Source organism: Ruegeria sp. BHSA118 (assembly GCF_059613405.1).
The window spans coordinates 1-11,591 of sequence record NZ_JBXWSM010000099.1 but is presented as its reverse complement, the minus strand read 5'-3'; the positions used below and the strand labels follow the sequence as shown (position 1 = coordinate 11,591).

At 57.5% G+C, this 11,591-nt stretch carries 17 protein-coding genes; 8 read left to right on the top strand and 9 right to left on the bottom strand.

The window, feature by feature from the left end; translation table 11 throughout:
* Both AC2FNN_RS20075 and AC2FNN_RS20070 read left to right on the top strand, forming a co-directional pair.
* Window positions 1-193, top strand: a 193-nt coding sequence (locus tag AC2FNN_RS20075) for an EscU/YscU/HrcU family type III secretion system export apparatus switch protein (RefSeq protein ID WP_496760202.1), incomplete at its 5' end; no start/stop codon positions are given.
* A gap of 29 nt (window positions 194-222) precedes the next feature.
* Window positions 223-576: a hypothetical protein gene (locus tag AC2FNN_RS20070; RefSeq protein ID WP_496760201.1), complete on the top strand. Its 354-nt coding sequence runs from the start codon at window positions 223-225 to the stop codon at window positions 574-576.
* Between the two features lie 33 nt (window positions 577-609).
* Here AC2FNN_RS20070 and AC2FNN_RS20065 read toward each other — a convergent pair whose 3' ends face one another.
* Genes AC2FNN_RS20065 through AC2FNN_RS20025 form a run of 9 tightly spaced genes read right to left on the bottom strand, consistent with a single transcriptional unit; the run spans window position 610 to window position 5,154 of the window.
* Entirely contained in the window at window positions 610-1,116 is a 507-nt protein-coding gene (locus tag AC2FNN_RS20065; RefSeq protein WP_496760200.1) for a flagellar basal body-associated protein FliL, read from the bottom strand.
* 9 nt (window positions 1,117-1,125) lie between these two features.
* A complete protein-coding gene (gene flgH, locus AC2FNN_RS20060; RefSeq protein WP_171120216.1) occupies window positions 1,126-1,857 on the bottom strand; it encodes a flagellar basal body L-ring protein FlgH in 732 nt (243 codons plus the stop codon).
* Entirely contained in the window at window positions 1,857-2,273 is a 417-nt protein-coding gene (gene flgA / locus AC2FNN_RS20055) for a flagellar basal body P-ring formation chaperone FlgA (RefSeq protein ID WP_496760199.1), read from the bottom strand. Before flgA ends, flgH begins: the two co-directional genes overlap by 1 nt.
* Window positions 2,273-3,058, bottom strand: coding sequence for a flagellar basal-body rod protein FlgG (gene flgG, locus AC2FNN_RS20050; protein ID WP_496760198.1), 786 nt, complete (start codon window positions 3,056-3,058; stop codon window positions 2,273-2,275). The genes flgA and flgG overlap by 1 nt, the downstream gene beginning before the upstream one ends.
* A gap of 21 nt (window positions 3,059-3,079) precedes the next feature.
* Window positions 3,080-3,790, bottom strand: coding sequence for a flagellar hook-basal body complex protein (locus AC2FNN_RS20045; protein WP_496760197.1), 711 nt, complete (start codon window positions 3,788-3,790; stop codon window positions 3,080-3,082).
* Entirely contained in the window at window positions 3,790-4,062 is a 273-nt protein-coding gene (locus tag AC2FNN_RS20040; RefSeq protein WP_496760196.1) for a flagellar biosynthetic protein FliQ, read from the bottom strand. Before AC2FNN_RS20040 ends, AC2FNN_RS20045 begins: the two co-directional genes overlap by 1 nt.
* A gap of 4 nt (window positions 4,063-4,066) precedes the next feature.
* Entirely contained in the window at window positions 4,067-4,357 is a 291-nt protein-coding gene (gene fliE / locus AC2FNN_RS20035) for a flagellar hook-basal body complex protein FliE (RefSeq protein ID WP_496760195.1), read from the bottom strand.
* A gap of 12 nt (window positions 4,358-4,369) precedes the next feature.
* Entirely contained in the window at window positions 4,370-4,756 is a 387-nt protein-coding gene (gene flgC, locus AC2FNN_RS20030) for a flagellar basal body rod protein FlgC (protein WP_496760194.1), read from the bottom strand.
* A gap of 11 nt (window positions 4,757-4,767) precedes the next feature.
* Window positions 4,768-5,154, bottom strand: a complete 387-nt coding sequence (locus AC2FNN_RS20025) for a FlgB family protein (RefSeq protein WP_496760193.1) — start codon at window positions 5,152-5,154, stop codon at window positions 4,768-4,770.
* 132 nt (window positions 5,155-5,286) lie between these two features.
* Here AC2FNN_RS20025 and AC2FNN_RS20020 point away from each other — a divergent pair, with 132 nt between their 5' ends.
* From AC2FNN_RS20020 to AC2FNN_RS19995, 6 genes are all read left to right on the top strand, one after another.
* Complete coding sequence (locus tag AC2FNN_RS20020) at window positions 5,287-6,582, top strand: FliI/YscN family ATPase (protein WP_496760203.1); 1,296 nt, start codon at window positions 5,287-5,289, stop codon at window positions 6,580-6,582.
* A gap of 82 nt (window positions 6,583-6,664) precedes the next feature.
* Window positions 6,665-7,504 carry a flagellar motor protein MotB gene (locus AC2FNN_RS20015; protein WP_496760192.1) on the top strand — a complete coding sequence of 280 codons (840 nt, stop codon included), beginning with the start codon at window positions 6,665-6,667 and terminating at the stop codon, window positions 7,502-7,504.
* 91 nt (window positions 7,505-7,595) lie between these two features.
* A complete protein-coding gene (locus tag AC2FNN_RS20010) occupies window positions 7,596-8,891 on the top strand; it encodes a flagellar hook protein FlgE (RefSeq protein WP_171635632.1) in 1,296 nt (431 codons plus the stop codon).
* Window positions 8,892-8,923: 32 nt separating this feature from the next.
* On the top strand, window positions 8,924-10,375 hold the full coding sequence (gene flgK / locus AC2FNN_RS20005) for a flagellar hook-associated protein FlgK (protein WP_496760191.1): 1,452 nt from the start codon (window positions 8,924-8,926) through the stop codon (window positions 10,373-10,375).
* A gap of 2 nt (window positions 10,376-10,377) precedes the next feature.
* On the top strand, window positions 10,378-11,385 hold the full coding sequence (locus AC2FNN_RS20000; protein ID WP_496760190.1) for a flagellin: 1,008 nt from the start codon (window positions 10,378-10,380) through the stop codon (window positions 11,383-11,385).
* A partial coding sequence (locus tag AC2FNN_RS19995) for a flagellar basal body P-ring protein FlgI (RefSeq protein ID WP_496760189.1) occupies window positions 11,382-11,591 on the top strand: 210 nt, incomplete at its 3' end. The genes AC2FNN_RS20000 and AC2FNN_RS19995, both read left to right, overlap by 4 nt.

Below are 11,591 nucleotides of genomic sequence, written 5' to 3'. Positions count from 1 at the left end.
AATCGCCGCCACCATCCGATCCGCCGCAGCACAAGCAGGCGTTCCGATCCATTCAGACCCTCCCACAGCGCGCGCACTTCACGCGACCGTGGACATAGGTCAGGAGATCGCCGAAGAGCACTATCGTCCTGTTGCCGCCGCGATCCGGTTTGCCGAAGCGATGCGAAAACGCGCGAAGGAGCAAGTTCGATGACTCACACGCAATTACCCGATCTGGAAAAAGTGACCAACGCAGCGTTTCAGAAGCAATTTCAAGCGCTACGACCGGTCCTGGAGGCTGAGGCGCGGATCAAGCAGCAACTTGCCATATTGGACAGTCAACTCCGTCAGGCGCGCCAAGACAGCACCAAGGTCGAAGGCTATCAGGTTTCAGGGACCGACGTTCTCTGGAATAGTTGGGAGTCCGCGACGCGGAGACAATTGAACCTGCAACTGGCACGAACGCGCGCGCAGAAACTGGCCGGAATGGAAGCTTTACGTGCTGCCTTTGGGCGAAAACAAGCGGTGGAAACATTGCGGAAGAAAGTTCAGCAGGCAAACCGAAAAGCAAATGCCAAAAAGCACTTCGGGCCATAGCTTGACCGACCCGAAGTATCGGGCCGGCCAGTGTCAGCTATCTTGTCGGTTTACGCTCAGGATCAGCACTTTGGACACGTCGTCGCCAAATTCTTTGCGCGCCACTTCCAGCAAGGAATTCCGCAATACATCCAGGTTCCCGGATTCTGTAAAAGCCCCGTCAAAACCACCCGTGTTTGCATGGTCAAAAAGAACCTGAAGAAAGCCATCCCTGAGTTTAGGCTCGATTGCATAATAGGTTTCTGAAATGGCCGGGTTCGCCTCAAGGCTCAGCGACAGCGTTACCATGGCTTCGATCTGGTCGTCTTTTACAACGGGGACGACGAATTGCTTGGTCATTTTCAGATAACCAAAGCTCTCCCCCTCGCCTTTTTCCTTTGATTTCCCTGTTTTTTTGCCGGCCGCCTTGTCCTCTTTGACTGCTTCTTTTTCGGTAACGGCAGTTTCAGGTTTCTTTGCAGGTGCAAGAACAAGACCCACGCCAATACCCGCGCCGAGTCCAACAATCAGAAAAATCACGGGAATCAATTTCGCGACCACGATCTCACCTCAGAACGGCAAAAGGGAATCAAGAACTTGCTGACCATAGCGGGGTTGCTGGACATCCGTTATCTGCCCTCTGCCACCATATGACACGCGCGCCGACGCGATTTTGTCATAGGTTATTTCGTTTTGCCGCGAGATGTCCTGCGGGCGGACATATCCCGTCACAAGAAGCTCTCGCAGCTCGAAGTTGACCCGCAACTCCTGGGATCCCGATATTGAAAGAACTCCGTTCGGCAACACATCAAGCACTGTTGCGGCAACACGCAGAGTCAGTTTTTCGTTTCTCCTGACGGATCCGCGGCCAGAGCTCGAGGAATCCGCCTCAATCGAAACGGCTTCATCCAGCGATGCGCCCTGGGGCAGGTTCTTTTGCACGCGCTGAGGCAGACCGAAGAGACTGGGTACTTCAAGGTTTTCGGAACCAGATCTAGATCGTCTGGTGTTGTTCGAAATTTCGGCCTTCTCGTCCAGCTCGATGACAACGGTCAGGATATCACCTTTCTTGATCGCGCGCTGGTCGCCCAGCAGCGAATGCTGCCCGCCGCTCCACAAAGAGGACCGGTCGACGTTTCGCTGGGGTTGGGTGTGCAATGGCAAACCCGGCCACAACATTGCGACCTGTTCCGGGGAATCCTCGTTGGGCGTGAAACTTGGCGGTTTGCCCAAATGATCCATTCGACCACATGCGGACAAGGCAAAAGCCGTCAGGACAAGGGTTTTTGGCAATCCGTGCATCACTGTACCTCGATTTGACCGTCCGGACGGATTCGGCCTGTTACGGTTGTTCGGGATGAAAGGTTCATGACCCGAATGCGATCCCCCGCCGCGCCGCGCCCCAAGGCCCGGCCCTCAGTGGTGATCGACAAGGGTTGACTGCTGAACACCAGCACGACCAGATCGTTTCGATCCACGATGGCAGGTGGCCCAATATCAGAGCCGCGAATTGGCCGACCGGGGTAAAGCGCCACCCGGGCCTCTTGTCCGATCAGAAGGTCAGGATCTGAAATTGTATCGGCAACATCTGTTGGCTTTAGCTCGAGATCGGCCGCAGAAATGACTTCCTTGGCCCGGATCGTGCGTGTCGGCACCACAATGTCAGCCTGGGCGGCAATTGGCGCCAGCAGCGCCAGAGAAAGAACCAGATGTCGCATCACCGTACCTGCGTTGTCGCGCTCATCATCTGGTCCACCGCCGTGATGACTTTGGCATTCATCTCATAGCCGCGTTGCGCTTCGATCAGCTCGGTAACTTCGCGAACGGCGTCAACCGAACTGTCTTCCAGATAACCCTGCCGCAAAGTTCCCAGACCGTCTTCGCCCGGCGTACCCAGTACCGGAGCGCCGGAAGCTTCGGTTTCCTTGAACAGATTGCCTCCGACGGCTTCCAGGCCTTTTGCATTCGAAAAACTGGCCAGCGTAAACTCCCCAAGCAACTGACCTTCGGGGGAATCGTCAAAATATGCATAGACCTCGCCCGACGCATTGATCGAAACAGAACGCGCATCGTCGGGGATGGTGATTTCCGGCGAAACCGAAAACCCGTCAGAGGTGACGATCAGACCTTCTGCCGACCGCTTCAAACTGCCATCGCGCGTATACGCGGCCTGACCGCTGGGCAAGGTCACCTCCAGATACCCGCGACCTTCAATTGCAATATCCAGATCGCTCCCGGTGGCCGACAAGGCCCCTTGTTCCAATTGCACTGTCACCGCTGCGGGTCGCACACCCAGACCCAGTTGAATACCCGTGGGCAGAACCGTTCCGTCCGACGCGTTCACCGTGCCGGCCCGCGCCATCTGCTGATAATGCAGGTCGGCGAATTCGGCCCGTCGGGCGTTGTAGCCGGTGGTGTTCATATTCGCGAGGTTGTTCGAGATCGTCTCGACCCGCATCTGTTGCGCTGTCATACCGGTGGCGGCAATTTTAAGGGCCCGCATGTCTAATTCTCCTCATCCAAATCAGCGCATCAGCGCCTTGAGTGCTCCACGCACGCGCTCATCTTCACTCTCAAGAAAGCTTTGCCCCAGCTCATAGGCGCGCTGGATTTCCACCAAACGGGTCACTTGCTGAATCGCGTTCACGTTTGACCCTTCGAGAAAGCGATGCAAAACCACCGGCTCGTCGACCGGCTCGATTGCACCGTCGGTGCGGAAACGAGTGTTTCCTTCGCGTACAAGTTCGTTCGTGTCGGCGACGTTGAAAACGCCCAGCTGACCCAGAAGTTGACCATCGACACTCATCGTTCCGTCGCTGCCGACATCGATTGACGCTGCATCAGGCGGGATGAACACAGGCGCGCCATTGGCATCGAGCACGCGCGCACCATCCATTGAAACCAGATCGCCATCGGCATTGGGAGAAAAGCTGCCAGCCCGCGTCAGCCGGTTGCCGTTCTGGGTTTCGACCATGAAGAACCCGTCGCCTTCGATGGCAAATTCAAATTGCCCGCCGGTTTGCGTCAGCACGCCTTGTTGCATTGACGAATTTCGCGCCTCGGCCCGGCTCATGGAAAGGGAGGGGCTGTTCGGCATATCTCGAATGTATTCCGAGAACACCAGCCCCTGCTGGCGATAGCCGGTCGTGGTGGCATTTGCGATGTTATTTGCCACCAGGCGCATTTCATTCATCAGCCCGGACTGGCGGGACAGGGTGACATAGGCGGTGTCCATCAGCGACCTCCTGCGATCAATGGAACAAGTGTTCGGGTGAAAAACGTAACAAGGGTCTGAGTCATGAACCCCATCGAGATCCAGAACACGACGACGATGGCGATCAGTTTGGGAACAAAGGTCAGCGTCATTTCCTGTATCGACGTCAGGGCCTGAAACAGACCAACGATCAGGCCTGATACCAGAGCAACTGCCAGAATCGGGACCGATGTGATGACGGCGATCCAGAGAGCCTGACGCACGATGTCATAGAAAAGACCTTCGCTCAGCATGGTATCAGACCGGCATCCGCAGGATTTCCTGATAGGCCTCGACCACCTTGTTGCGCACGATCACAGCTGTCTCAACGGCCAGTTCGGTCTGTGCCAGCGCCTGCACCAGCGCGTGCGGGTCGGCCTGCCCTACCATCGCGGTCTGCGACAACTGCTCGCTGTGTTTCAACGTGGATGCAAAGTCCTGAAAACTTGTCTTCAGCCCCTGCACCATTCCCGAGTGATCTGGGTCGGCCTGGGTTGCAGGACGGGCGCCGGCATAATTCTGCGCGGCGGTCAAGGATCGGATGTCCATTCTGGCTGTCCTTTATTTTCTGAGCAGTTCCATCAACGACGACGACATTTGCCGTGTTTGATCGAACATCTTGAGGTTGGCTTCGTAACTCCGCTGCGCCTCACGCGCGTCGGCTATTTCGATCATCAGATCGACATTCGATCCCAGATAGTGACCACTGGCATCTGCCATCGGGTGACCGGGGTCGAAAATTCGTGTCAGGTCGCGTCGGTCAAGCTTTACGCGGCCAGCTTGCACCACGTTCTGACCATCGTTTTCCATGGTCTCAAACGGCACCGTCTTGCGCCGGTACCCGGGCGTATCCGCATTCGATATGTTTTCGGACACGTGACGCAGACGGGCTGCCTGCGCACGCAGGGCGCTGGCGGATGCCGCAAGTGAGTGGGAAAAATCGCTCATCCCCGGCCTCCTTAACCACGTCCCAGACTGGTGCGAAGGATGTTCATCGAGGATTTGTAGATCGCCAACGCGCGGTCGTGCTGTCGTTTGACCTCGACCGATTTCAGCATCTCTTCTTCAAGCGATACGCCGTTGCCATTTGGATCACCCGACGGAGCGGCCTGGTGCTCTGCCCAGGGCTGCGCACCTGTACCGCCGTTCAGATGACCCCGCCGCGTGGCCATCATGGTCACTTCGCGTCCCGAGGTTTCAAGTGCTTTATGGAAGGGCTCGATATCGCGCGGCTGGTAGCCCGGCGTATCCGCATTGGCCATGTTGCGCGCAATCACCGCCTGTCGTTGCCCGGCATGGGTTGCCATTGCGTACGCGGTCTTAAGGACGTTCAAGTCATAGAACATCGGGGCTTCTCCCTCGATCAATTTCAATCAAGGCTTAACCCCGATTCCTTTAGAAACCGTTTTCAGAACCCAATTGGAGAACCCAAGATGTCTGATCTCGACCCGATGCTTCTGAAACATGAATTCGATCGGATGACTTCGATCCGCCACGTGGGCTTGGTCAGCCGCGTCGCACAAGGGTTGATCGAGATCAGTGGCTTGAACGAACATGCGCGAATCGGAGACTTGCTTACATTGCGGCGGCGCGCAGGGCCCGATCTGGCCGGTGAAGTGCTGCATGTCGGTGCAGACCATATCCACATGATACCGGGTTCCGCCCCGGACGGTGCCAGCCTCGGGGACCGTGTGTACCTTGATCCCTCGCCGGGTTTCGCGCCCGCATTGCACTGGCTTGGGCGCGTCATTGATCCGTTTGGCAAACCGCTGGACGGAAAACCTCTGCTGAACGGGCCACAGGATCGCAACATCATGCAAGCCCCCCCGCCTGCGGTGGCGCGCAAGCCATTGGGAAAGCGGATGGCCACCGGACTATCGGTTCTCAACACCATGCTGCCGATTGTACGCGGTCAACGCGTTGGGTTGTTTGCGGGATCAGGTGTGGGGAAATCGACGCTGCTGTCGACGCTGGCGCGCTTCATGCAGGCTGACGTGGTTGTGGTGGCTCTTGTCGGTGAACGTGGGCGTGAAGTGAACGAGTTTGTTGCCCGTGCCATTGGCCCGGAAGCCATGAAGCGCACTATCGTTGTCGCCGCGACGTCCGACCAGTCTGCATTGGCGCGCAGACGGTGCGCGTGGTCGGCCATGTCGGCGGCAGAGTTCCTGCGGGATCTGGGGCTGAACGTCCTGTTTCTGGCCGATTCGGTAACCCGTTTCGCGGAAGCGCATCGTGAAATCGCCGTCGCCATGGGCGAAGCCCCATCGCTCCGAGGCTATCCGCCCTCTGTCACCCCCCTGATTGCCAATCTGAGTGAACGCGCAGGCCCCGGCACGCAGGAGCAGGGTGATATCACCGCCGTGTTCAGCGTCCTGGTCGCGGGTTCCGACATGGATGAACCCATAGCCGACATTCTGCGCGGTGTGTTGGACGGGCATATCGTACTCAGCCGCGAGATTGCAGAACGCGGGCGCTTCCCGGCCATTGACCTCAGCAAATCCGTATCCCGCAGCCTTCCAGAGGCCGCGTCAGAGGCCGAGAACCAGATGATCAACGAAACCCGCAAACTTATCGGCAGCTACGAACAATCCGAAGTCATGATAAAGGCCGGGCTGTATTCAGAAGGGTCAGACCCGCTCTTGGATCAGGCCGTGCGCGTTCATGAGGAGTTGGACACGTTTTTCGGCAAACCCGATTCCGAAGGAATTGAAAACAGCTTTAACCGCTTGTCCCTGATTCTGCGCCGTGCCTCGGCCGGCCTGCCGCGTCAGTGAACTCGGAACAGTTTTAAGTATTAAGGCCGCCTTAAGACCTGCACTGCTATTCCGATAGTCGGGTGATAAAAAGGTGGTGGAGATGGGTGCGCAAACCAATGCGGCGCCAATCATCATCAAGAAGAAGCGTTCATCAAGTGGCGATGGCCATCACGGTGGCGCGTGGAAAGTCGCGTATGCCGACTTTGTGACGGCTATGATGGCCTTCTTCATGTTGATGTGGCTGCTGAACGCAACAACGGAACAGCAACGAAAAGGGTTGGCGGATTACTTCGCGCCAACAATCCCGCTAAGCCCGGAATCCGGCGGCGGGGACGGGGCGTTTGGCGGCGACAGCATGCTGTCAGAAGAAGTGCTGCTGCGGGACGGTCAGGGTGCCACGACCACGCACCCGACTGAATCGCATCAGGCCCGTGGCTCGATCGGAGTGAATGCCGAGGGCGGCGGCAAAGGAGACAAGGAAGATTTCTCTACGTTGGAGGCGCAACTGCTGGGGCGCAAGGGTGAAAGCGAGGTCTCGGACAAACTGCTCAAGCATATCGTCACACGGGTCACGGATGAAGGATTGGTGGTGGAACTGTTCGACACCGACGATCAGGCATTGTTCGAATCGGGCTCTGACAAGCCAACCATCTTTCTGCGGTCCTTGGCCCTGATCATCGCCCGAGCATCGGATCTTGTCGTCAATTCGATCGCCGTCGAAGGGCATGTCAGTGCGTCTCCGGTTGTGCAGGCGCGCAACACAGCCTGGGAATTGTCCACGGCAAGGGCCCAAAAATTGCGTCAGTTGCTGCAGGACAAGGGCGTTGCGGCACAAAGGATGGATCGTGTTACGGGCCATGCAGACCGAGAATTGTTCGCCGACAATCCCATGGCTGCGCGGAACAACAGGATCGAAGTGATCTTTCTGCGCCAGCCCTAAATGATAGAGCGTATTTTACATGTTAGCGCGCTGTTAAGGGGCAGCGCGTTACCTGTTGCATCAAAGACGGACGCAACAGAAGGGCGCACCCATGACCATTTCCTCTTCGCTCAATGCCGGTGTGGCGGCGCTGAAAGCCAACGCCAACAGGTTGGCGACGATTTCCGACAATATCGCGAATTCTTCAACCTACGGGTATAAACGGGTCGAGACGGATTTTCATTCAATGGTCACGTCGGGCCAGGGTGGCAGCTATTCGGCAGGCGGCGTGCGGACGACAAGCCAGCGCATGATTGATCAACGCGGGCCCCTGGTCACGACCAGCAACTCAACCGATCTGGCAGTTCGCGGGCGCGGCATGTTGCCTGTGCGCCCCAGTTCGCAGATCGGGAATAATTCGAACGAGATGCTGCTGACAACAACCGGGTCCTTCCGCACCAACGAAGAAGGGTATTTGGTTACCGAATCCGGCCTTGTTCTTCTGGGCTGGCCCGCGGCATCTGATGGCACTATTCCACCGGTTTCGCGCGATACACCCTCCGCGCTTGTACCCATTCAGCTCAGCGTGAATCAGCTTTCGGGTTCTCCAACCACGGAAATGAAACTGCGTATGAACCTTCCGGCCACGGCAACAGATGCGGGCGCGCCGGGCGACATTCAACCTTTGTCGGTCAAGTATTTCGACAATCTCGGCAAGTCTGAAAGCGTCGATATCCAGTTGATCCCGACCGTTCCCGCAACCGGCAGCAGCAATGAATGGCGGATGGTACTGCGCGATTCAGCCTCTGGCGGGGCCGTCGTGGGGGAATACAGGCTGACATTCACCGACAACCGAACGGCCGGGGGAACCCTCGCAAGCGTGACACCTATTTCAGGCGGTGCTTATGATCCAGCAACGGGCAGTGTCATGGTCAACGTTGCCGGCGGACCGATGGAGATCAATATCGGCCAGATCGGGGATACCGACGGCATAACCCAGCTATCCGACACCTTTGCGCCGGTTTCAATCACACGCGACGGCTCTGCCGTGGGAACCATGACCAGCGTTCAGGTGGACGAAAACGGCTATGTCTACGCGCGCTATGATACAGGTGTTAACCGCCGCATGTTCCAAATCCCGCTTGCTGACGTTCCCAATCCTAACGGCCTGACCGCGCTGGACAGCCAAACCTACGAGCCGTCACGGGAAAGCGGTACGTTCTTTCTGTGGAATGCGGGCGAAGGTCCGACCGGGGATCTTGTTTCTTTCGCGCGTGAGGAATCCACCACGGATGTGGCGACCGAGCTGACCTCATTGATTCAGACGCAACGTGCTTACTCCTCCAGCGCCACGGTGATCCAGACGGTGGACGAGATGTTGCAGGAAACGACAAACCTGAAACGTTGATCCAGCTCTGACCCAAAGAAAGGAGCGGCCTCATGAACATGTCGACAGCACTCAATAACGCATTGGGCGGGCTGACTGCGGCCAGTCGCGGGGCCGCTGTGGTGTCCGGAAACATCGCGAATGCGCTGACCCCCGGCTATGCGCGCCGGTCCCTGGAACTTGCGACAAGCCCAATATCCGGAAATGGCGTACGCACCGTAGGCGTGATCCGGCATCAGGATCCGGTTTTGACCGCTAACAGACGTTTGTCTGATGCCGAACTCGCCTTTCGGTCGGACGTTTCAGATTTTCACGCACGGTTCGAACAGCTGGTGGGCTCTCCTGATGACGGCCCTTCGCTGTCTACCCGTCTGTCCTCGTTGGAAAACGCCTTTATCACCGCGGCCAGCCTGCCTGACTCGATCGAACGGCTGGATCAGGTTGCACGCTCGGCCCGCGATCTGACCAACGAGCTGAACGCAGCGTCCGAAGGCGTACGCCAGGCACGCTCGGATGCCGATCGAAAAATTGGCGCTCAGATCGAAACCCTGAATCAGACTCTGAAAGATATCGAAGACCTGAACGCCAAGATTCCCGCCATTCAAAACTCTGGCGGTGACATCGGTGCCCTGCTGGATCAGCGGCACGTCCTGATCGACCAGGTCAATACCCTGATCCCGGTCAATGTCGTGCCTCGCGCCAATGATCAGGTATCCCTGTACTCGGAGGGCGGGCTGATCCTGTTGGAAGGCACGGCCTCGGAGTTCACTTTTTCTACGACCGGCGAAACAAAGCCTCACATGACCGTGGCAAATGGTCTGTTGTCCGGTCTGGAGATGAACGGCAACCCGGTACGGACAAGCGAAGATAACGCTCAAATCCGCGGCGGGGCACTGATGGCGCAGTTCACCATCCGCGACGACTTGGCAGTCGACGCGCAGGTTCAGCTCGACTCGGTTGCAAGGGACCTGATTGAACGATTTGAAACGCCCGGTTTGGATTCGTCGGCTCTTGCGACAGCTCCTGGTCTGTTCACCGACGATGGCAACCGATTTGATCCTGCATCTGTTGTCGGGCTTGCATCACGGATTTCACTCAATTTAAGTGTAGACCCCGACAATGGCGGGGACAGTTGGAAACTGCGCGCGGGTCTGGGTGCCGCAACTCCGGGTGACCCCGGGCAGGCTGCTCAACTACGCGCGTTCGGGAACATATTGAACGACGCACGTCCGGTATCCGGCGGGCTGTTCGGCACGGGAAACATGCGCGCTGCCGAGTTGACCGAGGCCCTGTTGTCGAAAGCGGGCGCACACGCCCATGCCGCAGATCAACGCAAGACTTTTGCAAACAGCTTTCAGCAGCAAATGGCGCAGATCGAGGCCGCGCAGGGCGTGGATACCGATCAGGAACTACAACGGCTCATGCAGGTCGAACAGACATACGCCGCAAACGCTCGTGTCATCTCGGTTGTTGACGAGCTTATGGAAACTCTTCTGAGGTTGTGACCATGAATATCACTTCTATCGGCGATTTGGCACGAGGAATGACCTTGCGAACCCGCGCAACAGATATCAAAACCCAGATCGAAACCCTGTCTTATGAAATGTCCACCGGGCGGGTACAGGACGTCTCGGAGCGGCTTGGCGGGGATTATTCGCAAATTCTGGATCTCGACCGCAGCCTCGCCAGACTCGACGCCTTTGGCATCGCAACATCCGAAGCGGCCCTGTTCACCGATACCATGCAACTGAGCCTGAAAACCTTCGGAGATTCGGTCGGAGACATGACCGCGTCTTTGCTGGCTTACGGAACCGCCAATCAGCCCGTCAATCATGAACAAGCGTCCCAACAGGCGAAGAATGAGCTGGACACGATGATTTCGGCACTGAACACGCGCGTAGGAGGGCGCAGCCTGTTTTCCGGCACCGCCACCGATGTGTCACCCCTGCAATCTTCGAACGATCTTTTGACGGCGCTGAAATCGCAGTTGACGGGACTTGCCACGGTCGCTGATATCAGGCTGGCGGCAGAAAACTGGTTCAATGACCCAGCCGGTTTCGACGCCGTGATTTATCAGGGGTCAAGCAGCACCCTGTCTCCGATGCAGATCTCGGAGAACGAAAGCGTCACGCTGCCGATCACGGCAACGGACCCGGCGTTCAAGACCGCACTCAGGGATGTCGCCGTTGCGGCGCTGGCCACCGACAGCGCATTGGCACTTTCGCCCGATCAACGCACCGCTTTGTTCACGCGATTAGGGGTCGATCTGGCCAACGCACAGGATGCGACCGTCAAGCTCCGGGCAAAGGTCGGGGCGGCCGAAGCCCGCATCGAAGAGGCGGCAACACGCAATTCGTCGGCCCGAACCAGTTTGGAATTCAGCCGGAACGAACTGATCGCGGCTGATCCTTATGAGACGGCAGCGAAATTGCAAACGGTGCAATTTCAGTTGGAAAGCCTGTATTCCGTAACCGTTCGCAATGCGAACCTGTCGCTGGTGAACTTTCTGAGATGAGGGCGCTGATTTTTCTCCTGATTCTCCTTCCCGGCATGGCTTGGGCTGGGACAATCCGTCTCAAGGACCTCGTGGATTTTGACGGTGTGCGGGGCAACGATCTGGTGGGTTACGGCCTGGTGGTCGGCTTGAACGGAACCGGCGATGGGTTACGAAACGCGCCCTTCACCGAAGAAATCATGTCCAATATCCTCGAACGTCTTGGC